Annotated in this window: 20 protein-coding genes; 10 read left to right on the top strand and 10 right to left on the bottom strand. The window is 72.4% G+C overall.

The window, feature by feature from the left end:
- The first annotated feature begins 17 nt into the window (after positions 1–17).
- Entirely contained in the window at positions 18–1025 is a 1008-nt protein-coding gene (locus MYMAC_RS26655) for a metal-dependent hydrolase (protein WP_095960120.1), read from the top strand.
- 69 nt (positions 1026–1094) lie between these two features.
- Here MYMAC_RS26655 and MYMAC_RS26660 read toward each other — a convergent pair whose 3' ends face one another.
- From MYMAC_RS26660 to MYMAC_RS26680, 5 genes are all read right to left on the bottom strand, one after another.
- Entirely contained in the window at positions 1095–2534 is a 1440-nt protein-coding gene (locus tag MYMAC_RS26660) for a DUF1552 domain-containing protein (protein ID WP_095960121.1), read from the bottom strand.
- Between the two features lie 5 nt (positions 2535–2539).
- The gene (locus tag MYMAC_RS26665; RefSeq protein WP_095960122.1) at positions 2540–4240 is read right to left on the bottom strand and encodes a DUF1592 domain-containing protein; all 1701 of its coding nucleotides are present in this window, start codon (positions 4238–4240) and stop codon (positions 2540–2542) included.
- A gap of 195 nt (positions 4241–4435) precedes the next feature.
- Entirely contained in the window at positions 4436–5146 is a 711-nt protein-coding gene (gene rpiA, locus MYMAC_RS26670) for a ribose-5-phosphate isomerase RpiA (protein WP_095960123.1), read from the bottom strand.
- Positions 5147–5222: 76 nt separating this feature from the next.
- Complete coding sequence (locus tag MYMAC_RS26675) at positions 5223–6590, bottom strand: SBBP repeat-containing protein (RefSeq protein ID WP_239989033.1); 1368 nt, start codon at positions 6588–6590, stop codon at positions 5223–5225.
- Positions 6591–6750: 160 nt separating this feature from the next.
- Positions 6751–7476 (bottom strand): outer membrane beta-barrel protein, encoded by a 726-nt coding sequence (locus tag MYMAC_RS26680; RefSeq protein WP_239989034.1) that lies wholly within the window; start codon positions 7474–7476, stop codon positions 6751–6753.
- A 206-nt stretch (positions 7477–7682) separates the two neighbouring features.
- On the opposite strand from MYMAC_RS26680, the gene MYMAC_RS26685 reads away from it, so the two are divergent.
- Positions 7683–8579: a LysR family transcriptional regulator gene (locus tag MYMAC_RS26685; RefSeq protein ID WP_095960125.1), complete on the top strand. Its 897-nt coding sequence runs from the start codon at positions 7683–7685 to the stop codon at positions 8577–8579.
- 76 nt (positions 8580–8655) lie between these two features.
- On the opposite strand, the gene MYMAC_RS26690 is transcribed toward MYMAC_RS26685, so the two are convergent.
- Positions 8656–10032: a right-handed parallel beta-helix repeat-containing protein gene (locus tag MYMAC_RS26690; protein WP_095960126.1), complete on the bottom strand. Its 1377-nt coding sequence runs from the start codon at positions 10030–10032 to the stop codon at positions 8656–8658.
- Between the two features lie 109 nt (positions 10033–10141).
- Between MYMAC_RS26690 and MYMAC_RS26695 the strand changes: the two genes are divergently transcribed.
- From MYMAC_RS26695 to MYMAC_RS26710, 4 genes are all read left to right on the top strand, one after another.
- Positions 10142–10510 carry an arsenate reductase family protein gene (locus tag MYMAC_RS26695; RefSeq protein ID WP_095960127.1) on the top strand — a complete coding sequence of 123 codons (369 nt, stop codon included), beginning with the start codon at positions 10142–10144 and terminating at the stop codon, positions 10508–10510.
- A 138-nt stretch (positions 10511–10648) separates the two neighbouring features.
- Positions 10649–11476 carry a GspE/PulE/PilB domain-containing protein gene (locus tag MYMAC_RS26700; RefSeq protein ID WP_013941950.1) on the top strand — a complete coding sequence of 276 codons (828 nt, stop codon included), beginning with the start codon at positions 10649–10651 and terminating at the stop codon, positions 11474–11476.
- A 184-nt stretch (positions 11477–11660) separates the two neighbouring features.
- The gene (locus MYMAC_RS26705; RefSeq protein ID WP_239989035.1) at positions 11661–12599 is read left to right on the top strand and encodes a Circumsporozoite protein; all 939 of its coding nucleotides are present in this window, start codon (positions 11661–11663) and stop codon (positions 12597–12599) included.
- 18 nt (positions 12600–12617) lie between these two features.
- Positions 12618–13790 (top strand): tetratricopeptide repeat protein, encoded by a 1173-nt coding sequence (locus MYMAC_RS26710; protein ID WP_095960129.1) that lies wholly within the window; start codon positions 12618–12620, stop codon positions 13788–13790.
- Between the two features lie 19 nt (positions 13791–13809).
- Here MYMAC_RS26710 and MYMAC_RS26715 read toward each other — a convergent pair whose 3' ends face one another.
- The 4 genes from MYMAC_RS26715 to MYMAC_RS26730 all read right to left on the bottom strand — a co-directional run bounded on the left by MYMAC_RS26715 (position 13810) and on the right by MYMAC_RS26730 (position 17882).
- On the bottom strand, positions 13810–14694 hold the full coding sequence (locus MYMAC_RS26715) for an SGNH/GDSL hydrolase family protein (RefSeq protein WP_338025969.1): 885 nt from the start codon (positions 14692–14694) through the stop codon (positions 13810–13812).
- 72 nt (positions 14695–14766) lie between these two features.
- Positions 14767–15531, bottom strand: a complete 765-nt coding sequence (locus MYMAC_RS26720; protein WP_095960131.1) for an alpha/beta fold hydrolase — start codon at positions 15529–15531, stop codon at positions 14767–14769.
- A 105-nt stretch (positions 15532–15636) separates the two neighbouring features.
- Entirely contained in the window at positions 15637–16401 is a 765-nt protein-coding gene (locus tag MYMAC_RS26725) for an amino acid ABC transporter ATP-binding protein (protein ID WP_013941955.1), read from the bottom strand.
- Positions 16398–17882, bottom strand: a complete 1485-nt coding sequence (locus tag MYMAC_RS26730; protein ID WP_204816965.1) for an ABC transporter substrate-binding protein/permease — start codon at positions 17880–17882, stop codon at positions 16398–16400. Before MYMAC_RS26730 ends, MYMAC_RS26725 begins: the two co-directional genes overlap by 4 nt.
- 338 nt (positions 17883–18220) lie before the next feature.
- On the opposite strand from MYMAC_RS26730, the gene MYMAC_RS26735 reads away from it, so the two are divergent.
- From MYMAC_RS26735 to MYMAC_RS26750, 4 genes are all read left to right on the top strand, one after another.
- Positions 18221–18916: a response regulator gene (locus tag MYMAC_RS26735; RefSeq protein WP_013941957.1), complete on the top strand. Its 696-nt coding sequence runs from the start codon at positions 18221–18223 to the stop codon at positions 18914–18916.
- Between the two features lie 124 nt (positions 18917–19040).
- Positions 19041–19634 carry an RNA polymerase sigma factor gene (locus MYMAC_RS26740; RefSeq protein WP_095960132.1) on the top strand — a complete coding sequence of 198 codons (594 nt, stop codon included), beginning with the start codon at positions 19041–19043 and terminating at the stop codon, positions 19632–19634.
- Entirely contained in the window at positions 19631–22558 is a 2928-nt protein-coding gene (locus tag MYMAC_RS38440) for a CHAT domain-containing protein (RefSeq protein WP_095960133.1), read from the top strand. Before MYMAC_RS26740 ends, MYMAC_RS38440 begins: the two co-directional genes overlap by 4 nt.
- A 33-nt stretch (positions 22559–22591) precedes the next feature.
- A complete protein-coding gene (locus tag MYMAC_RS26750) occupies positions 22592–23134 on the top strand; it encodes a hypothetical protein (RefSeq protein ID WP_095960134.1) in 543 nt (180 codons plus the stop codon).
- Position 23135 lies beyond the last annotated feature (1 nt).

Here is a 23135-nt window from a genome sequence, read left to right on the forward strand (position 1 = left end):
GTAGACGAAGCCCCGCCATGGACAACCTCACCCACGGACTGCTCGGGCTCGCCATTGGCGCCCTGCGAAGGCCCGACGTGCGACCCGGCGCCCCGGAGCGCGCCTCGCCCACGGACCGCGCGGTGCTGGTGGCGTCGGTGCTGGCGGCGGAGCTGCCGGACCTGGACACCCTGCTGGCGCGCGGCGACGCGGTGACGGTGGCGCTCCAGGCCCACCGGGGGCTGTCCCACGCGCTGGTCGCCGCCCCGCTGGTGGCGCTCACCGCCACGCTGGCCGCCCGCGCCTGCTTCCGCGGCGCGCGGCTGGCGCCCGTGTTCCTCACCAGCCTGGCCTCTGTCGTCTTCGCGCACCTGCTGCCGGACTTGTGGACGGGCTGGGGCACGCGGGTGCTCCTGCCCTTCTCCGACAGCCGCCTCAGCCTGGACTGGACGATGGTGGTGGACCCCTGGGTGACGCTGCCGCTGCTCGCCGCGGCCGCCTTCGCCTGGCGCCGCCGCGAGGCGTGGCGGCGGACGCTGCTGTGGGGCGCGGCGTGCTCCGCCGCGTACGTGGGCTTCCGCGTGGCCACCTGGGCCGTGCTGACGCAGCGGGTGGAGGCGGCCTACCCCGCCGCGCAGGCCGTGCGCGTCTTCCCCCAGCCCTTCGCCGTGGGCACCTGGCGCTACGTGGCCACCCTGCCCGGGGACGTCTTCGCCGCGGGAGACGTCCCCCTGGCGGGCGCGCCCACGGAGGCCCGGCGCGTGGAGACCGCCCCCAACGCGCTGCCCGAGGACGTCCGGGCCGTGCCCACGGTGCGCGAGGCGCTCGCCTGGGCGCGCTTCCCGCTCGTCCAACTGGAGCCGGATGCGCAGGGCGGCCGGAAGGTGCGAATCGCCGACCTGCGCTACCACCTGCGCGGCGAGCCCACGCTGGCCTTCGTCATCCACCTGGACGCGGCCAACGCCGTGACGCACGCCCGGATGGACCGGGGCGGCAGCGCCAGCGAGCTGCTGCGCCGGTGGCGGGGCACGGCCGCCGCGCCCTGAGGAGACACGAAGGCCCCGGCGGAGGGACCGCGCCTCCACCGGGGCCTGGACGGCCTGCCCGGGCGCCGCTCAGGTGAGCCCCGACAGCCCCCCGGTGTACCTGTCGTTGCCGAAGGTATTCACATTCAGCCCGAAGGCCTGGGCAATGGAGACCAGCAGCTTGTTGTGCGCCACGGCGCCCTGGAGCGTGTGGCCAGGGCCCTGCCAGCCGCCCAGCGGGTTGGAGCCCGCGGCGCGCACGCGCAGGAAGCGGCCCATGCGGAAGCGGCCACCCGCGCCGCCCGCGAGCACGGTGGGCACGCGCACGTTCATGTGGCCGGACGCGTCCCCCAGCTCGTTGCCCCAGAGGATGAGCGTGTTGTCCAGCGCGGTGCCGCTGCCCTCCTGGATGGAGGCGAGCTGGGTCATCAGGTAGGCGAGCTGCTCGGCGTACCAGCGCTGCACCTGCACCATCTTCCCGCGGATGGTCGACCGGCGGGGCTCCTCCTGCACGTCCAGCAGGTGGGCGAGGTCGTTGTGCGTGTCCTCGTGGATGTTCAGCCAGGGCATGGACGGCCCCGGAATCGTCATGGTGACGACGCGGGTCAAGTCACACGCGAAGGCGCGCGCGATGAGGTCCATGTGCAGCCGCGTGAGCGCCGGCATGTTGTTGAGGTTGCCCAGGCCGCCCAGGCCGTAGGACGGCACCGACAGGCCGGCCGCGCACGCGGCGTCCGCGGACTGCATCCGGGGCGCGGGCGTCGAGTCATCCTGGCTCAGCGCGCCCAGGCGGCGCTCGATGTCACGGAGCGCCTCCAGGTGCGTCTCCAGCTTCTGGCGCTCGGCCCCCGCCAGCCGCCTCTGCAGGCGCATGGCGTCCTTGACCAGGAAGTCCAGCAGGCTCTTGCGGCGCAGCCGGTTGCCCTCCACCTGCGCCGGGTCGGCCGTGGGCGAGGGCGCCTCACCGAAGAGGCGCTGGTACACGTTGGCCGGGTCGCGCTCGAAGGGCACGCGCGAGCCGTTCGCCGTGAAGCTGATGCTGTTGTAGACGTGCTGGCCGCCGAACTGCTCCCAGGCGTTGAGCTGCAGGGAGCGGAAGCGCGTGGTGCCACCGATGTGGTTGCCCAGCACCTGGTCCAGCGAGGCGCTCTCCGGCAGGTGGTCACCGCTGCCGGTGTTGACCTTGCTGCCTGTGAGGAAGGTGACGGGGCCGCCCTCATGGCCCGTCAGGCCCTGCTCGTAGAGGACCTGGTAGTCCAGGCCGTCCAGCACCAGGAGCTTGTCCTTGTGTGGCTCGAGCGGCGCGAGCATGGAGTTGGGGAAGTCGAGCGTGAAGCTCGACTCCGTGCCCTGGGGGTTCCAGTACTCGGGGAGGCAGCCGTGGGCGGTGAACAGGGCGATGAAGCGCAGCGGCGGCGTGGTGCCCTGGGCGTAGGCGTCCGTGGTGCCGAGCAGGTTGGCCAGGGGGAGCGCCGCCGTCGAGCCGGCCAGCGCCTGGAGCAGGGAGCGTCGGGAGAGTTCGCGGAGCATGGGGGCTACTCGGGGGAAGAGGTACGCCGGTGGACGAAGTAGGGAGAGCGCACGAGGCCGACGAGCGCGTCGCCCAGCCGCCACTCCGGGTTGGCGCGGAAGCTGGCGCGCATGTCGGTCAGCATGTGCTCATCGACAGCGGACTCGTCACGCCCCATGGCGAAGCGGAAGAGCTGGAGCGGGACGCAGTTGCCCACGTCCTCGCTGGTGGCCAGCACGCGGGCCAGCGCCGCGGCGCCCGTGAAGGGGACGCTGCCGCTGGCGAGCTCCACGGCGCCGGAGGCGTCCACCGCCAGGCCGTTCTCCTCCGTGCGGTGCTTGCCCAGGCCGTCGAAGTCCTCGAAGCCGAAGCCGATGGGGTCCAGCGTGCGGTGGCAGCCGGCGCAGGTCGGGTTGTTGGTGTGGGCGGCGAAGCGCTCGCGCGTGGTGCGGTCCAGCACCGGCTCCGGCGGGATGATGGAGATGGTGGCCGGCGGCGGCGGCACCTCGCGGCACAGCAGGCGGTGCATGATGAACTTGCCGCGGCGGATGGGCGAGCTGGAGTCGAAGAGCGCGTAGGTGGCCAGCACGCTGGCGTGGGTGAGGATGCCGGCGCGCTCCGGCGGCAGGGGCAGCCGGCCCAGCGTGCCGTCCGGCATGGAGGGCTGCGTGCCGTAGAAGTACGCCATGCGCGCGTCCGCGTAGGTGTAGTCCGCGTCGAGCAGCTCCCGGACGGAGCCGTTGCGCTCCGTCAGGATGTGGTTGATGAAGGCCCGCGTCTCCGATTGGCTGGAGACCTTGAAGGCCGCGCTGAAGGCCGGGAACACCTGGTTGTTCTTGGTGAGGTTGGCCTGGCCGGTGATGCCCAGCCACTCCTCGACGAAGCGGTACAGGTGCTTCTGCGCCGCGGGCGTGGCCAGCAGCCGGCGGGCGTGCTTCTCGCGCTCATCCGGCGAGTCGAGCTGGCCCGCCTCGGCCGCGGCCAGCAGCTCCGCGTCCGCGGGGCCGGCGGTGATGGCGAAGGCCAGCGCGGCGGCGACCTCGTGCGGCGTCAGCCGGACCACCGTGTTGGCGGCGGCGCCCTCCGCGCCCAGCTCGGTGCGGTACAGGAAGGACGCCGAGGAGAAGATGCCCTGCAGCACCACGCGGGCCGCGGTGCCCGGGTCCGTCCCCTTGCGCGCCTCCTGCCACAGCGCCAGGAGGTCCGCGACATCCTCGTCGGTGACGGGCCGGCGGTAGGCCTTCGTGGCGATGCCGCGGATGAAGCGCTCCGCGCACTCCAGCTCCGGCACGTCCGCCGAGCACGTCCAGTCCGCGCGGAGCTGGTTCTTGCCGTACTCCGCGAGGTTGTTGGCGGCCACGTCAATCTGGTCCGCCAGCAGGGCCGTGACCTGCAGCCGGTCGTGGGTGGAGAACCCGAGGATGGTGTCCTCCGGCGCGAAGGCGTACGTCATCACCAGCGGAGGCGTGGTGGGGAGGACGGCGTTGATGCTGTTGTCGTACTCCGCACGCGTCATGCGGCGCACACGCGTCGCGGAGGCCTCGTCGACTTCGGGAGGCGCCCCCTGCGAAGACTTGCCGGAGCACGACACTGCTGACAGCAGCAAGGCGGCGGGAACAAAGAAACGGAAGAGTCGCATACGCAAGGCATCCTCGGACCAGGCACCCCCAGATGGGCCCCCTCTGAAGTGCTGGCTGGCGGACGATTGTACCCGCTCCACCAACACGGTCCGTCACGATTCTAGCGCGCTGCTCCACGCCCCCCTGACGTCCAGGCGCGCTGCGGGATTGCGCTGGAACTGCTGGCGCGCATCCGCGAATGCAAGGAATGCAGAAAATACCAACATACAGCCGCCTACCTTGCCGCTGTTTGTCTTCTGGGTGCGGGTGGACTCCGGGTGTGCGGACTCACCGGAGTGACGTCACCGCGCGCGGTGCTCCACGCCCTGTGGCCCGGCCACGACCAGGTCCGTGGCGAGGTCCAGGAACAGGCCGTGGCCCACGATGCCCGCGCGCGCGCCCAGGCGCACCGCCAGCGGCGCGGGCGCGCCGATGGGGCCGAAGGCGCAGTCGAAGACGAGGTTGCCCTGGTCGGTGCGGAAGGGCTCGCCCTGGGCGTCGGCGCGCACGGTGACGCGCGCGCCCAGGGCTTCCAGGAAGCGCGCCTGGGAGCGCCAGCCGAAGGACAGCACCTCCACCGGCACGGGCCACCGCGTGCCCAGCACGGGCGACAGCTTGCCCGCGTCCACCACGATGACGACGCGCTCGCTGGCCTGCGCGACGATTTTCTCTCGCAGCAGCGCGCCACCTCCGCCCTTGATGAGGGACAGGTCCGGCGCCACCTCGTCCGCGCCGTCGATGGTGACGTCCAGCACGGGGTGCGCCTCCAACGTGGACACGGGCACGCCCAGCGAGCGCGCCAGCGCCTCCGTGGCACGCGAGGTCGGCACGCCCACGACGTCCCGCAGGCGCCCCTGCGCGAGCAGCGTGGCCAGTCGCTGGACGGCGAAGGCCGCGGTGCTGCCCGTGCCCAGCCCCACCACCATGCCCGGCTGGACGAAGCCCTCCACCGCCCACTCGGCGGCTGCTTGCTTGTGGCGGGCCGTCGCCTCGCGGTCCGGCTGCTGGCTCATGGCCGGAGGGTAGCGCGGCGGGGCGCGAGGCCAGGCGCCTTGCGCGCGCGATGTCCCGTGCTGGACGGCCGGAGGCTCAGAGGCCCCTGGAGCCGCCGCGGGGCAGCTGTGGCGCAGGCTCGTCCGGCGTGTTGACGCCGTCCAGGAAGCGGTACAGCACCGCGTCGTAGCCCCCGGCGCCGGGGAAGCTGGACACCTGTCCCCAGGTGTAGCCGACCAGGTACACGGCGCCATCCCGCGCGGCGGCCACGCCCTGGCCGCGGTCCGTGGACGCGGAGCCCACCTGCCGGAAGTTCAGCCACGCGCCACGGCTGTCATACGTGGCCAGGAACATGTCGGTGCCGCCCAGCGACACCTCGCCGCCCATGGCGCCGGAGGTGAAACCCGCCACGTGGATGCGGCCATCCGCGCCCACCGCCACGGACTGCGCGTAGTCCGTGGTCGCGGTGCCCATCTGCCGCGCCCAATGCCAGTTGCCGCCGGTGTCGTACTTCACCAGCACCGCGTCATAGGAGCCCAGGCGGACGCCCCCCTCGAGCGCGCCCGACGTATAGCCAGACACGTAGACGCCGCCGTCCTCCGCCACGGCGACGCCGGTGCCGAACTCGTCGTGCGAGGAGCCGAGCTGACGCACCCACTGACGCTCGCCCTGGACGCTGTACTTCGCCAGGAAGAGGTCCACGGTGTTGCCCGGGTTCGTCACGCCGTCCAGGCTGCCGTAGGTGTAGCCGGTGACGTAGACATCCTCGGCGGGGCTCACGGCCACGCCCAGCGCCACGTCGCTGCGCGTGGAGCCGAACTGGCGCAGCCAGTAGGGATTGCCCCCGGTGTCGAACTTGGCCACCACCACGTCGTAGTTGCCTTGCGGCGCCGTGCCGTCGAAGCGGCCCAGTGAGTAGCCGCTGACGAAGACGGCGTCCTGCGACGCCTGCCGCGTGGCGGCGATGCCCGTGGCGAAGTCATCCGTGGCGGTGCCGAACTGCCGGACCCACTGGAAGACGCCATTCGCGTCGTACTTCGCCACGAACAGGTCGGTGCCTCCGGCGTTCTCGTAGAAGCTGAAGCTGCCCCACGTGTAGCCCGCGACGTAGACGTTGCCGTTCTCGTCCGCGGACACCGCGAGCGCGCGGTCATGTTCGGAGGTCCCGAGCTGCCGCGTCCACAGGAGCGCGCCGGTGGCGTCGTACCTGGAGACGTAGGCGTCCTGCCCGCCCGCCGAGGGCTCCGGGCCGAACTGCCCGCTGGTGTAGCCCGCCGTGTAGATGGCGTCTCCCGACGTCGTCACCGCCTGCGCCAGCTCGTCCAGCGGGCTGCCCACCTGGCTCACCCAGCTCGTGGTGCTCTGCAGCGGAGGCGCCTTCGCGAACGAGGTCCCGGGAAGACTCAGCAGCGCCAATCCACCCAGGACTCCGCACGCGCTCCACCGCTGCCAACACCAATCCATGGGCGACTCCTCGGGATGAAAGCTCTGCCCGCACTCTACGCAGCCAGCAGGCGTTGAGAATCCCGAACGATGACGTCCCGGGTTGGGAAATACGTGACGCGGCGTGTTGGCACCGCGTCACTTGAGACTGCGCGTGAAACACAGACCCGCCTACTCTGGATTAGAGGTTCCAGGTCCCGCGAACCCCGAGCATGAGCAAGCCATACGGGCCGTCGCCGACCTGCTCCAGGGGCGTCTCCTGCGTGAGATTCACGGCGGGGATGTTCACCGTCGTGGTGCCGCTGCGCGTGGTGTAGCGGGCGTAGGTGGCCGTGAGGTACGGCCCGAAGGACAGCGAGTCCGACAGCCGCCACTTGCCGCCGACAGTCACGTTCACGAACTCGGGGCCGCGCGTCTGGCCATCGATTTCAACCGTGCCGGGCGCGGGCTGGGTGATGGGGCCGGACACCTTGTTGTTGAGGAGGACCATGCCCACGCCCAGCCCGAGGAACGGGTCGAACGCGGCGTCCGGCGCGAAGTGGTACTGCACGTGGGGACCGAAGCGGAGCTGCGACGTGGAGCAGTCGTAGCCCTCCGGGCAGGTGTACGGGTTGGTCTTCGTCAGCACGTGGGAGTACTGGCCGAACGCGCCCACGTACCACCGCGAGTTGACGCGGTAGCCCGCCTCCAGCAGGAAGGCGATGCCGCCATTGGCCGCGTCGCTGAGCTTCAAGTCACGGACCTGCCGGTCCAGGCCCGCCCCGTCCCGGTAGACGTAGCCCGCCCCCACCTGGAAGCCGACGCCCACCGTGAGCTCCAGGCCGCCGCGCTCGGCCTGCTGAGTGGAGGACTCCAGCGCCTGCGCCTCCTCCTGCGCGCTCGCGCCCGTGGAAGCCAGCAGAGACACCACCGCAAGGGCCCAAGACAGCCTTCCAGTCATATACCCCTCCGTTGAAGTGGACGCTCTGGGAGCATCCCACCCGGCGTGACTGTAGGGCCGCCCGCACACCCAGCATAAGGCGCGCCGCGTCAGGGCTCACGCGGCGGCGGCGCGGGGTGGGAGCGCGTGAAGCAGGCACAGAGAAGTGCCCGTGGCTGTCAGGAGATTGCACAATGTCGGGCATGAACGTCACGCTGGAGCAGGCCCGCGCCCTGGATGCCCTCGCCCGCCATGGCACCTTCACCGCCGCGGCGGAGGCGCTGCGCAAGGGGCACACGGCGGTGATGTACGCGCTGCGCACGCTGGAGACGCAGACGGAGCTGACCTTGCTGGACCGGCGCGGCTACCGCACGCGGCTGACACCGGCCGGGGAGCGGATCCTGGAGCACTGCCGCAAGCTGCTGGCCGCCGAGCGCGAGCTGGAGGCCGCGTGCGCGGAGATTCGCGCGGGGTGGGAGCCCGCGCTGCGCATCGTCTTCGACGGCATCTTCCCCGCCGAGCCCCTGCTGCGCGTGGTGAAGGAATTGCGCGCCGAGGGCGCCAGCACCCGCTTCCACGTCTCCGCGGAGTTCCTGTCCGGCGTGGAGGCGGCCTTCGTGCGCGAGGAGGCGGACCTGATGGTGACGCTGCTGCCGCCCACCGTGCCGGGCCTGCGCACGTACCGGCTGCCGGAGCTGAAGGCCATCCTGGTGGCCCACCGCGGGCACCCACTGGCCCGGCGGCGAGGGCCGCTGAAGGACGCGGAGCTGGCCGAGCACCTGGTGCTCACGGTGCGCGGCTCGGACCCGCGGCTCCAGCTCAGCACCGGCGCGCTGGAGACGCGCTCCACGGTGCATCTCAATGACTTCGCGGCCAAGAAGGCCGCCATCCTGGAGGGGCTGGGCTTCGGGTGGCTGCCCGAATACATGGCGTCCCGGGAGCTGCGCCGGGGCGAATTGAAGGCCCTGAAGCTGGCGGGCGGCGCCACGCACGCGTTCCAACCCCAGCTCCACCACCGCTCCGGCATCACCCTGGGACGGGCGGCCCGGCGCGTGGTGGAGGCGCTGACGGAGGACGCAGCCGCCTCCTGAGCGCGGCTGGCACGGGACCTCCAGGAGGGGTTCAGCGGCAGCCCCTCTTCGACGAGCAGACGCGGCGCGTGGTGGGCTACCGCGACACCACGCCGCAGTCGCCCGTCATGTTCGTGGCCGGCTGCCCGTTCACCGTGTTGCCCGTGAAGACGTTGTCCCCGGTGATGACCAGCTCCCCGGTGTTCGACCCGCGGTTGCAGGTGATGACGCCGCCCGCGCCCCCTCGGTTGTTCACGAAGCGGTTGCCTCGAATGATGAGCGTCCGCGACCCGCCAATGTCCTCCAACTGGACGGCCGCGCCGGGCCCCCATGGGATGAAGTTGCCTTCGAAGACGTTGTTCTCCAGCAGGTCGTTGTCCGGCTGGAAGTAGTGGATGGCGGCGCCGCCCCCCAGGTCGAAGATGCCTTCCGGGTTGGGCCACGTGAGGATGGGCCGGTCCCAGAGGTCGCTCGTCAGCGAGCCGCCGAAGGCCTCCACGGCGTTGCCCCGGAACGTGTTGTCGCGCAGCACCGTGTTGCGGCCGTGGGTGATGCACACCGCCCCGCCTCCGGCCATGGAGAAGGTGCCCGGCTGCGCGAAGCGGTCAATCTCCCGGATGCGGTTGTGCTCGAAGAGCGTGCCCTCCACCCGAGAGCCGTCGGTGAACATCAGGTCCAACGCGCCGCAGTTGGCCGAGGATTCATTGTCACGGAACACCGAGTCCGTAATCGTCACCGGCCCCGGGTAGTAGACCCACAGCGCGCCGCGCGTCCAATCCCGGTCGCTGTTGTACTGGTTCTTGCGAACCCTCTCGAAAACCATGTGCTCGAACACCGGATCGCCCGAGCCCACCGAGTTGGCGCCGTAGAAGTTCATCCCCCACCAGCCATATGGGTTGGTGGACGTCAGCAACACGGGCGCGTCCGCCGTCCCGCGCACCTGGATGGCGCCATACACGCGCACCTCCACCCGGCCCGCCTGGTGGTTCATCACGTTGTCGGGTGCGTCCGTATCCACGTCCGCCTCCGTCACCTCCGGCCGGCCCTGGAAGTCCAGGATGACGCCCGGCCCCACCGTCAGCACATGCCCGCTGGGGATGGTGACGACCCCGTTCGAGTCCCCCACCACCCGATACGGCGAACCCGCCACCGTGAGCTGCCCCGTCAGAATCCCCGTGACGACCGTGCCGCCATCCTCCGGAACCTCGATGACCGGACCTCCATCCGGCGTGCCCGCGTCGGTGTCGATTCCCGCATCGGTGCCGCTGTCCGGAGCGCCCGCGTCGGTGTCACTGCCCGCGTCACCGTCACTCCCCGCGTCAGCGCCTCCGTCCGGCGTGCCCGAATCCGCGCCGCCATCCGTCACGCCCGCGTCCTCGGGAGCGGGCCGCGCATCCGGCGCCGACGAGCAGGCTGCGAGCACCAGGACGAGGGGCAACGCGAACAGCGGCCGCGGAGGACGGAGGGCATTCATTTTCCTCGCGGGTAACACGCGGCGCTGACGGCTCGCAAACAGGGTCGGGGCGACCCAGGCAGGGACTCATCACTGGGAGGGACGCGGGTGCCCTGTTACAAGCGCGCGCATGGCGAAAGACGTCCTCGTACTCTCCTACTCAGGCTGCGGCACCTGCAAGAAGGCGCTGAAGTGGTTGCAGGAACAAGGTGTTGCCCACCAGGTGCGCCCCATCGTCGACATGCCGCCCACCGTGGCCGAGCTGAAGCAGTGGATTGCCCGCAGCGGCCTCTCCGTCCGCAAGTGGCTCAACACCAGCGGCCAGAGCTACCGCGCGCTCGGCAAGGAGAAGGTCGACGCCGCCAGTGACGCGGCGCTGGTGCAGTGGCTGGCCGCGGATGGAAAGCTCGTGAAGCGCCCGGTGCTCGTCACCGGGGACACCGTCCTCGTGGGCTTCAAGCCCGAGGCCTACGCGCAGCACTTCCCCGGACGCGGCTGAGCGCCGGCCGGGAGGCAGGCGGCCGGGCGGGGGCACGGCGCACCGTCTCTCGCCAGCCGGGGCGTCGAGTGAAGACTTCATGTCTTCATGGAGACTGGCTCACGACGTCCGCTCGGCGAGATTCTCCTGGAACAGGGAGTGCTCAACCGCGCCCAGCTCCGGGTGGGACTGGTGCATCACCACGAGGCGCACGTTCCGCTCGGGCGGGCGCTGGTGCGCGAGGGCCTCTGCTCGGAGGCCGACGTGCTCCGCGGGCTCTCCGAGCAGCTCGGCGTGGACGCGGTGGACCTGGAGCGCAGCCCGCCGGACGCCACGCTGCTGGGCCACATCCCCGCCCGCATCGCCCGGCAGTACCGGGTGGTGCCCCTGCGCCGCGAGAAGGTGCTGCTGGACCAGGGTGAGCGGGAGGTGCTCCACATCGCGCTGCCCGCCCCTGTCTCGCTCGAGGCCGTGGACGCCGTCCGCGCCGTGTCCGGCATGCCCCGCGTCGAGGCCCACATCGCCGCCGACGCGGCGCTGAATGGCGCGCTGGCCCGCCTCTATGGCATCGAAGCGCCGGCCGAGCCCCCCACGCCGGCCGCGCCCGCGCCCGGAGGTCCCCTGCTCCTCTACGGCTGGCCTCCCGTCACCGCCGTGCTCATCACCCGGCTGCTCCGGCGCCATGGCTTCCAGGCCCGCATCGCCTCGCCCCTGGACGTGCTGCACACCGGGCCGGAGGACGTGGTGCTCGCCCCCCTCCAGTCCATGGAGGGACTGCTGGCCGGAGAGGTCCACATCGAGGGTGCCCTCATCGTCCATGGCAGCTCGGATGACGAAGGCTTCGAGCGGGCCCGGCTGCTCGGCGCGCGCGGCTTCCTGGCCAGCCCCCGCGATGAAGAGCTCCTGCTGCGCGCGGTCCGCCGGCTGAGGCCGCACCCACTCGCTGGCAGTCCAGGCCCCCCGGACCCGGCGTCTCATTCGCACTGAGACACATGACGGGGCCCACGAGCTACATCCACGCCCGAGGTGGGTGAAAGACTCACCTGGCCCGAGAAAAATCCGAGCCCCGATTCTCAAAAAGTGAAGGGGCCAAGCAACTGCGGCCGCGGATCACGGAAAATGGGAGCAGATGGCGTCCTTCCGGGCGCCCCAGATTCCCGCCGGAGCTCCCATGTCCCCCCGCATTGGCAACCGTCCGCAGCCGCCGCCTCCGCCGCCGCCCCCGCCGCCGGCTCGCGACAACCGGGCCCCCAGTCAGGGTGGACGCAATGGCCCCCGCGTCGACACCCAGGCGTCCGGTTCCGTGGAGCAGCCCCGGCAGGGCGCGCTGAGCGGCCAGTCCAGCTTCACGGCCGGCGGCGCCCGCGCCGATGTGAGCGGCACCGGCCCCGGCGGCATCGACACGCGCGCCCACGTCCAGGGCCCCACCTTCTCCGCCGACGCGCAGGTGGACGCGGACATCGGCCTGTCGGGCATCGACGTGAGCGTCGACATCGACATCGAGGCCAACCTCATCGAGGCGGGCGCCGGGGCGTCCAAGACGGTGGAGTTCGAGATCGCCGGCGAGGAGTACTCCGTCGAGCTGGACCTGGAGGCGCTGGGCAAGATTGGCGCCGAGGGCAGCATCGAGCTGGACCTGCACGTGGGCACCGACGGCAACGTGTCCATCAACGCCGCGGCCTCCGGCTTCGCGGGCGCGCAGGCGAGCCTGACGGGCTCCATCGAGCTGAAGCACGAGGACAACACGCTCGCGTCCGGCAGCATCACCGCCAGCGCCAGCGCGGGTGTCAGCGGCGACGCGCACGCGAACATCGGCATCGAGAACGGCAACCTGGAGTTCGACGTCGGCGTGGAGGCCACCGCGGGCCTGGGCCTGGGCGTGGAGATTGAAGGCTCCGTCAACCCCGGCAACGTGCTGAGGGCCGTGGGTGAGACGGCCGCCGCCGCCGGTGGCGAGGTGCTGGAGAACGTGGTGGACGGCGCCATCAACGCGGGCGGCGCCGTGGCCGACGCGGCGGGCGAGGTGTTCACCAACGCGGCGGACGCCGTGACGGACTTCGTCGGCGATGTGGGCGGCGGCATCAAGAACGCCTGGGAGTCGGTGTTCTAGCGCGCTAGAATCCGAGCCATGGCCGTCTCCAAGCTGGCATCCTCCGCCGCGCGTCTCATGAAGCAGGGTCTGCTGAAGGAGGCGGCCCGTGACTTCGAGCGCGCCCTTGAACAGGACCCGAAGGATGCCAGCGCGCTGCTGGGGCTGGCGCGGTTGCGGCTGGCCCAGCATGACGAGCCCGCGGCGCGCGAGGTGCTCCAGAAGCTGGTGGCGCTGCACCCCACCCACCCGGAGGCCCTGAGCCACCTGGCCCGGCTGGACGCGGAGCGCGGTGATGCGCGCCAGTTGGACCTGCTGGCGGCGCTCGCCGCGCAGCCCAAGGCGGGCTTCTTCGAGGTGGTCAATCACGGCCGGGCCTTGCTGGGGCATGAGCGGTACGCCGCCGCCATCCCGGAGCTGGAGCGCGCGCTGGCCCTGCAGCCCGGCAACGCCCAGACGCTGACGTACCTGGGCATGGCGCTCCAGGGCGACAAGCAGTTGGACCGGGCACTGCGGCGCTATCAGGAGGCCGCGGAGGCCAGCAAGACGGAGCACCTGCCGCTCCAGCTCGCCGCGCGCGTGCAGCTCCTGCAAGGGCACGTGGGCTCGGCCATCGTCACGCTCCGGCAGGCGATCCTGCGAAGCCCCCGGGAGACGGCCCTCTTCCGGGAGTTCGCCTCGCTGTGCTTGATGGCCGGCGCGCCCGAAGCGGCGATGCGCGCCGCCATCGAGCTGCGCCTCCAGCTCCCCGACAGCGCGGACGCCATCTACCTGCACGGCATCTCCGCCTTCGTGGCGGGCAAGGACGAGGACGCCGACCGCATCCTCCGCGAGGCGCTCGCCAAGGCCCCGGAGTCCGCGCCCGTGCGCGTGGCGCTGGCCAAGGTGCGCCGCAAGCTGGGTGACGACGCGGAGGCGCAGAAGCTGCTGGAGGCCGCCGTCGCCAGCGCCCCGTCCGAGGCCGGCGCCGCCAATGACCTGGCGGTGCTCCACCTGTCACGCCCCGGCGGTGCCGCCGCCGCGCGCGCCGTCCTCACCGAGGCGCTGAAGCATCACCCGGAGGACCCGGGCATCCACCTCAACCTGGCGCTGGCCCTGGCGGACAGCGACAAGGCCCAGGCGCTCACCCACGCGAAGCGCGCCCAGGCGAGCACCCACCGGGACCTCCGCGAGCAGGCCGACCGGCTCGTCGCGGCCCTGGGCCCCAAGTGACGCCTCCGGCGCCGCGCGGCTAGCCCTGCTGGAGCAGGCCCAGCACGCCCAGCACCTCGGGGTACACCTTGTTGGCGAAGTAGCGGCCTCCGGCGACGGTGAAGTGCACGCCGTCCTGCATGCGCAGCCGCATGGGCCTGCGGAAGCCGTCCACCCTGGCCTGCCGCAGCGCGCGCCCCTTCGCGTCGGTGAAGAACGGGTGCGTGTCCAGGTGCACCGCGTCCTCGCGCGAGGAGATGACCTCCCGCTGGACGGCGCGGATGATGCGCAGCTTCTGCTCGAAGCGCTTGAGCCCGGTGGTCGGCAGCTCCAGCCAGACAATCTTGCGGCCCGGCTTGGCGAGCACCGTCAGGAAGTCCTTCATGCGCTGGCGGTAGGCGGCCTCCCACTCCGCGTGCCCCCAGTGGATGGGCTTGCCCCCCTGGGTGTCCTGGAGCGACTGCCCGTCGTTGCCGCCGAGGATGACGACGACGACGTCCGGCTGGTGACGCTCCACCTCCTCGCGGCCCACGTTCATCCAGTCGAAGAAGTCCGGGCGGGCCAGGCCCGTGGAGGACTTGGCGCGGCGGGCAGACTGGATGCGCGGGTGCGCGTCCAACTGGGCCTGGAGGTACTCACCGAAGCCGGTGGCGATGAGGCTGTCTCCCAGCAGCAGCACCTTGTGCTTGCGGGCCACCTCGGGCGCGGGCGGATGCAGTGCGGGCGGATGAAGTGCCGGCGACCGCGGCGCGGGAAACAGCGCCTCGGGCAACAGCGGCACGGGCAACGGCGGCGCGGCGGCGGGCGCCACGACACCCGCGGGTGCCGAGGTGGAGGGCGACGGCGCCTGCACGGAAGCAGCGGACGCGGGCGTCGCGGAGACAACAAGGAGGGTGACGAACAATCGCGTGAGGCAGTTCTGCATTGGCGGGCGAAAGGTAGCGAGCCCCGCGCCGTCCGTACATCCCCCCTGTCGGGCGAAGGATGCCGGACCGCGTCAGGCGGCGCTGCTCGCCACGACGGAGGCACCCGCCCCCAGCGCCTCCAACCAGGGCTGTAGCAGCCGGGCGCAGGCGTCCGGGTGCGTGAAGTAGGGCACGTGTCCCGCGCCCCGCAGCCGGTGCAGGGGCGTCCCCGGCGGCAGTGACGCGGCCAGGCGCTCCACCGTGGCGGGTGGCACCAGCACGTCACGCGTGCCCTGGATGCAGACGCAGGACACGGGCAGCCGGCGCAGCTCGGGTGGGGGCGCCTCGCCCCGGATGGCCAGGGCGCGATGCCATGTGGAGTCACGCTCCAGCGGCGTGGTGGGGACGACCTCCGGCACGCGGGAGAAGGGCACCGGCGTCCAGGCCGCCAGGCCCGCCGCCACCGCGCCCGGCCGGGCCCACCGGGCGATGGGGCCCATCATCCCAATGGCGAGCCCGCGCACGCCGAGGTGCTCGGTGCGGGTGAAGGCGCCCAGGAAGGCCACGCCGCGCGCCGCGCCCGCCGCCGCCAGGTGCGCGGCCACCATGCCCCCGAAGGAGCTGGCCACCACCGCGTCCACCTCCCCCACGGCCCGCAGCACCTGCCGCGCGAGCACGCCCGCGCCACACGCGGCCGCCTCGCCTTCGGGGTACTCCACCAGGAGGGGCCGGGCCGCGGGCAGCAACCGCTGGGCCAGCGCCAGGAAGCCGGAGCCGCGCGCGCCCAACCCGGGCAGCAGCAACACCCGGGGGCCGTGCCCCTGCCCCAGCTCCCTCCACTGCACCTCTCGACGCATGCCACTCCTTCGCGGACGCGGCGAGGAACACCGCCGGTGCGCCGGTTCTGCCCGGACCGCCCGTCAGCATGCCCGGCGGGCGGGCATTGGAACCAGCCCCGGCGCTCAGGCCCCCACGGTGCGCAGCGCGGGGACGCGGCCCAGGCCCAGGAAGGCGCGCGTGCGCTCATGGTGGGGATTGGCGAGCACCCGGGCGGGCGAGCCCTCCTCGATGATGCGCCCCCCATGCAGCACCAGCACGCGCGAGGCCAGCTCGTGCGCGAAGCGCATCTCGTGCGTCACCGCCACCAGGGTGAGGCCGTCCGCGCGGAGCTGCTCCAGCAAATCAATCAGCGCCCCCACCCGCTCCGGGTCCAACGCGCTGGTGGGCTCGTCCATCAGCAGCACCTCCGGCTCCATGGCCAGGGCCCGGGCGATGGCCACGCGCTGCTGCTCGCCGCCGGACAGCTCGGAGGGGTAGGCGTCCTCGCGGTGGGAGAGGCCCACCTTCTCCAGCAGCGCCCGGCCCCGCTCGGTGGCCTCCCGGCGGCCCACGCCCTTCACGTGCACGGGCGCCTCCGTCACGTTGCCCAGCGCCGTGCGGTGCGCGAACAGGTACCACTGCTGGAAGACGAAGCCGACGCGGCGGCGGATGCGGCGCACCTGCTCGCCCTGGGCCCGGACGTCGCCGGGCGCCAGCGTGTCCTGCCCCACGCGCACCACGCCGCCGTCGAAGGACTCCAGCCCGTTGAGGCAGCGCAGCAGCGTGCTCTTGCCCCCGCCGGAAGGCCCCACCAGCGCCGTCACCTCGCCCGGGGAGAAGGTGGCGTCGATGCCGTCCAGCACCAGCCGCCCGTCGTAGCGCTTGCTCAGCCTCTCGACTTCGATCATCCGCGCTCCAGCCTCGCTTCCAGGTGCCTCGCCAGCCGGGACAAGGGATAGCTCATCGCCAGGTACATCAATGCGCACAACGCGCCGGGTATCAGCCAGCTTCGGACATCCACCGCGGTAATCGTCATCCGCTTCGTCAGCTCCACCACGGAGATGACGGACACCAGGGAGCTGTCCTTGAGCAGCGCGATGAAGTCGTTGGTGACGCCGGGCAGGGCCACGCGGAAGGCCTGGGGGATGATGACCCGCCGCAGCGCCAGCCGCAACGGCATGCCCAGCGCCATCGCCGCCTCGAGCTGTCCCCTGGGCACGGCCAGCACGCCCGCCCGGTAGACCTCCGCCTCGTAGGCCGCGTAGTTCAGGCCCAGCCCGAGGATGGCCGCGCTGAGGGGGTCCAGCCGGAGCACGCCCGCCAGCCCGTAATAGAGGACGTAGAGTTGAAGCAGCACCGGCGTGCCGCGGAACAGCTCCACGTAGCCGGTGGCCAGCCGCCCCGCCCAGCCGGGCCCGTACAGCCGCGTCAGCGCCAGCCCCACGCCCAGGGGAATGGCCAGCGCCATGGCGCCCACCGACACCAGCAGCGTCACGCCCGCGGCCTGGAGGAACAGCACGAGCTGCCCCCAGCCCATGCGCGCCGCCCGCGCGGGCGCCAGCACCTCGCGCGTCTGCGCGTCCGTCCAGTCCACCATCCGCTGCTGCGCGGCGCTGTCGATGCCCCAGCGCTGGAAGATGGCGCGCAGCTCCCCCGAGCGGGCGATGCGCCCCAGCGCCGCGTCCAGCGCCTCGCGCAGGTCCTCCTCGCCGGGCCGCACCGCGATGGCGTAGTAGCCCTCCCCCACGTCGCCCACCACCCGGAGCCCCGGGCGCGGCTGGCCGTAGCGCTGCGCGATGAGGTCGTCCATCAACACCGCGCGCACCCGGCCCTGCTCCAGGTCGATGTAGGGCTCCTCCACGCCTTCGTAGGGCACCGCCTCCACGCCGCTGCGCTGGAGCAACTCCCACGCCAGGGAGTTGGCCAACGTCCCCACCCGCTGGCCGCGCAGCGGCTCGAGCCCGGTGACGGCCGCGTCGTCCCGCCGGGCCAGGAGCCGCAGGTTGAAGACGTAGTAGGGCCGGGTGAAGAGGATGCGCCCGGCGCGCGCCGGCGTGACTTCGAGCCCGTTGAGCGCCACGTCGAACGAGCCGCGCTCCAGCGAAGGCACCAGGCTGGACCAGTCATTCTGGACGAACCGGGCCCGGACGCCCAGCTCGCGCGCCAGCGCCTCCGCCAGCTCCACCTCGAAGCCGCGCATGCCCCCGGGAGCGTCCGGGTCCTCCATGGCGTAGGGCTCCCCACCCTGGGCATCCGCGCCCCAGCGCAGCTCGCCCGTGCGGCGCACCCGCGCCAGCCCGGTGTCCTGCTCCGCGCCACACGCGGTCAGCAGCCCCAGCGCCAGGAGCGCCAGGACGGGGGGAAGGAGGAATGAAGGCCTTCGTGCCACCAGGGACAGGGACGCGCTCCTTCCAGCATGCGGGCGGGCTACCGCCATACGCCAGGAACCGCCCCACCGCCAGTCGCGCCTGACAGCGGCGCCCCGCGCGGGAAGGACGATGAACACGAGCGGCAATCCGCCCGCTCCAGGCCCTGGAGAGTCCGATGGCGTGGCGCGCGGAGCCGCCGGTGCGTTGCTGACGCTTAAATGAACCCTGGGCGCAATGCGGCGCGGCAATCACACCCACCCGGACGCAGGTGCGCACCTGACCCGGCATTCATTTTCCAGACTGCGGGATTTTCCTCAGGCGCCCGGTCTAGAGTGCGCGCCCGAGGAGCGACGTCGTCATGGATGCGTTCAAGGTTCTGGTGGTCGACGATGAGCAGCCCATCGCACGCGCGCTGCAGCGTTTGTTGAAGCGAGAGGGATTCGAGGTCCAGATTGCCTTCAGCGGCAACGAGGCGCTCGAGCGGCTGGAGGCGTTCAGCCCGGACATCGTCCTGACGGATTTCCGGATGCCAGGAATGACGGGCAGCGAGCTGCTCCAGCGCATCAAACGCAGCCATCCGCTGGCGCTGCGCCTCATCATCTCTGGCTATGCGGACTTCAAGTCCGTGGTGGCCTCGGTGAACGAGGGCGAAATCTGCCGCTTCATCAGCAAGCCCTGGGACGACGCGGAGCTGGTGACGTACCTCAAGGGGCTGCTGCGGCACCGCGAGTCGATGGCGTGCCTCTACGCCCCCTTCCGCGGCGCGCCCGACGGGGTGAACGCGGAGGTGGGCCTGTCCGCCGCGGCCATGGTGCTCAAGGTGCAGGTGGCCGACCCGTCCTTCCCGGCCGACCAGGCCGTCTCGCTCATCGAGCGCTTCGCGGGCGTGCTGGCCGATGACCGCCTCAAGTTGGTGGGCGGCCTGCTCGAACGCTACGGCGGGCGCCTGTCCTTCATGGCGGACGTCGGCGGGCCGCAGCGGCTCCGGCTGGAGGTGCCGGTGCCCACCCTGGAGTCCGTCAACGCCCTGCGCCCCGGCGCCAGCGACGCCTGAGCGTCGGGCACAGCCCCGCCCACACGCCCTCACCTCCGCCAGGGGTGACGCGTCGCGGCGACAGAATTCACCGAAGGGAAATAACCGGGTCCGTTCTCACCGGTGCTCAGGGGGAAGCCCACCGGTGGAACGACACGAGACAAGGACAACAGACGGCTCCGCCACGCCGGGTGACGGTCACCGCCGTCAGTTCGAGGCGTTCGCGCGCGCGCGGCGCCCGGCATTGCTCCGCATCGCCCGGCGCTTGTGTTCGGGTGGGGGCATCGACCCGGAGGACCTGGTCCAGGAGACGCTGGAGCGCGCCTACCGCCACTTCGACAAGCTGATGGCGGAGAACGCGGGCGCGGTGAGCGTCTGGCTGAGCACCACGATGAGCAACCGCTTCCTGGACCACTGCCGGCGGCGGCGCACCGAGGTGATGGGCGCGCCCATGCTGCGGCTGGTGCAGGACCTGGACGCGGAGGGCGAGGCGGCCCCCCAGGAGCAGTGGGAGCGCGTGTCCCGCGACGAATTCCAGAAGGCCATCGACCAGTTGCGGCCCCCGCACCTGCGCGACGCCTACCGCCTCCACGTGGCGGGGCTGCGGTACCGGGCCATTGCCCAGCAGCTCCGTTCGACAGAGGGGACGGTGGGCCGGTGGCTCACGGAGGCCCGGCAGGCGCTGCGCGTGCTGCTGGGAGGCAGTGACGCCTCGCACGAAGGCATGGCCGAATCATGAGCAGCGTCTGCGACAACCTGGAGCGCTTCGTCGACGGGGAGCTGCTCCCCGTGGACGCGGAGAACTTCCGTCACCACCTGGCCCGCTGCGGCGCGTGTGAGTCGCGGATGAAGGAGCTGCTCGCGCTGGAGCTGCTCGCCGACGACGCGTTGAACGGCCCCGCGCCCGAGCGCGCGGGCGCGCGGCCCTCCTGGCGGAGCAGGTCCTGGCTGATGGTGGTGCCGCTCGCGCTCGCCGCGGGGCTGGCCGCGCTGGTGCTGGTGCCCCGCTCGGAGCCCGCGAGCGCCGCGCCCGAGCTCTGGCTGGCGGACGCGGCCACCCGGCCCCTGGAGCTCCGCCTCACCCATCCCGGCGCGGACGGGTACCGCCCCTACCAGGTGATGCGCAGCGGCGCGGGCCCCAAGCCCCAGGCCCTGGCGCTGCGCGAGCTGGCCCGGCTGGAAGAGGCGGCGGACCACCGGGGCATCGCCTCGGCCTTCCTGCTGCGCGGGGACCTGGCGCAGGCCTCCGCCTTCCTCGACAAGCTGCCGCCCTCCCCGGACCTGGACACGGACCGCGCGGCCCTGGCGCTTCAGCAAGACGAGCCGGAGAAGGCGCTCGTCCTGCTGGAGCGCGCGCTGAAGGCGCGGCCCCGTCATGCCCAGGCGCTCTGGAACCAGGCGCTGGCGCTCCAGCGGCTCGGCCTGTCGCTGCGCGCCGCGGAGTCCTTCGAGCAGGTGGCGAAGCTCGGCGAGCGCGGCTGGAGCGACGAGGCGGCGCGGCGCGCCCAGGCGCTGCGGAGCGCGGCGGAGCAGGAGCGCCAGGACTGGAAGGGCATGCGTCAGGACTGCCAGCGCATGGTGGACGGCGGCGCGCCGCTCACCTCCGCTCAGGCGGAGGCGCTGCCGGGCATGGCGCGCGTGTGCCTCTACAACGCCCTGCGCGCGGCGGCCTCGCCCGAGCGCGTGGAGTCCCTGCGCCCCCTGGCGGCGACGTTGGACCGGCGGGAGGACGGCACGCACCTGGAGGACGCCGTGCGCCGCACCGCCCGGCGGGACTTCTCCGCGCGCACGCCGCTGGCCCAGGAGTACGCGCGCCTCACCCGGGGCGAGGTGAGGGGCCCCGCGTTGGAGTCCCTTCTCACGCGGCTGCGCGAGGCCCGGCAGGAGGACCTGCTGCTGGGCGCGCTCGCGTACGCGGACCCGCGCCAGTTCCCGGACGAGTACCGGGCGCTCGCGCTGGAGACGAGGGACCCGTGGTTCGCGCTGCTGGCCGAGGAGCGGCAGGCGCGGGCGGAGGCCCGGGCGGACGCGCCGCAGCGCGCGCGGGAGCGGCTCCAGGCCGCGGTGAAGGCGTGCGCGGCCTCCGGGAAGCAGGCGTACCGCTGCATGCTGATGCAGCGGGAGCTGGGCCTGGTGATGGCGCGGCTCCACCGGCCCGTGGATGCGCGCGCCAGCTTCCTCGCCGCGCTGCGGGCCGCCCGGGACAGCCGGGAGTGGGGCTCGGTGCGCAACCTGCTCCAGGACCTGGGACAGGTGGCGCGGACGCAGGGCGACCTGGTGCTGGCCCGGGCGTACGTGGAGGAGCTGCTGCTCCAGACGCCCGAGGGCTGCGCGGACTCCGAGGTGGCCCTCACCAGCCTGGCGCTCGCACACCACCGGGCGTTGGACTTCGCGGGCGCCCGGGAGTTCCTCGACCGGGCCGTCCAGTGCAGCCAGAAGCCCTCCATGGCGCGGCTGGCGCTGCTCGCCGACCTGGCCCGCACGCCCTTCCGCAAGCCGGGAGACGCGCGGTTGCTGGAGCAGGGCCTGGGCGCGCTGCGCGCTTCGGGCACCCAGGACGGGGGAGACCTCGCCCTGCTGCGCCACATCGAGGGGCGCTTCTACCTGGAGCAGGACGCGGGCCGGGGGCAGACGCTGCTGCGTCAGGCGCTGGCGGACGCCTCCAAGCTGCCAGCGGCGAACGTGAGCGCGCGCAAGGCCCGCGTCTACAGCTACACCTCGCTCATCCTCGACGCGGGCCGGACGGGCGCGTTGGAGCAGGGGCTGGACCTCTTCGCCGAGGAGCACGCCATGCCCTCGCCGGAGCGCTGCGTGCTGGGCGTCACGGTGGACGACGAGCGGACCCTCGTCGTGGCCCGGGACGCGGACGGGCGCCTGCTGGGCCACCACGACACGGGCCGGGAGGCGCCACTGGAAGGTGCCGAAGGGCTGGTGCCTGAAGCGGTGGTGAAGGCCCTGCGCGCCTGCCCCAGCGTGGACGTGCTCGCGCGGCCACCGGTGCAGGGGCGCGCGGGGCTGCTGCCCTCCGACATCGCGTGGTCCTACCGGGTGGGCGGCCTGACCGCGGCCCCGCGCGCCAACGCGAAGGCGCGCCGGCTCATCGTGACGGACGTGCTGGCCCCTGAGTCGCTGCACCTGCCCGTGCTGCGCGCGTGGAACCCGGCCCATGACACGGGCGAAGGGCTCACCCTGCTCCGCGGCGCCGAGGCCACGCCGCCGCGCGTCCTCACGGCCATGCGGGACGCCACCGAGGTGCAGGTCCACGCGCACGGCATCATCGACCCGACGGTGGCGGACGCCTCCGTCCTCGTGCTCTCACCGGAGGCCCAGGGCGGCCGCTTCGCGCTCACCACCGGGGACTTGAAGGGGCAGCGGCTGCGGGGCCGGCCCGTGGTGCTGCTGGCGGCCTGCTACGCGGGCCACACCAGCGCGTACCTGCATGAGAACTTCGGCCTGCCCCTGGCCTTCATCGAAGCCGGCGCGCGGGCCGTCCTGGCCGCCACGCAGGAGATTCCCGACGACGAGGCCCATGCCTTCTTCGAGCCCGTCCTGGCCCGGATTCGCGAAGGCGTCCCCGCGGCCGTGGCCTTGCGCGACGAGCGTCAGGCCTGGCTGCGCCGCAGCGCCAGCACCTGGGTCCAACAGGTGCTGCTCTTCGAGTAGTCCTCCACTCCACCATCGAGCGAGCGCATCCCCATGAAGAAGCACCTTCTCCCCCTCTCGTGCCTGTTCCTGCTCTCCGCCTGCCGGCACACGGGCAACACGCCGGACGGGAACCCCTCGGAGGACCTCCCCGCGGGCACCTACGTCCAAATCACCTTGCAAGATGTCCGCAATCCCCTGAAGCGCTCCACCTACGTGGTGGACCCACGCACGGACACCGTGGTGGAGCGGCGGGATGGCCGGCGCGCCGTGGCGGCCCCCAGTCCTCGGGCGCCCGGCGCCGAGCCCTCCGACGAGACCACCCAGGCGGCCTCCGCCGTCTCGCAAACCCACAGCGCCTCTCTGACCCTGTCCGTCCTCTGCCGGGTCACCGAGACGGCAGAGGACGGCTGCATCGACCTGGCCATCGACCCCAAGCATGAGACGTCCGGCGACCCGAACCCCATCAAGGAGGAGCGGCTTCGCATCGCCATCACGGAGCGCTACGTGAAGCAGCTCGCCGCGAACATGCTGCGGACCGCGCACCGCGCGGGCGTCCAGGTGCACGTGCCCGCGGTCCGGGCTCCGGCGAAGTAGC

This window comes from Corallococcus macrosporus DSM 14697, from assembly GCF_002305895.1.
Taxonomy (GTDB): Bacteria; Myxococcota; Myxococcia; order Myxococcales; family Myxococcaceae; genus Myxococcus; species Myxococcus macrosporus.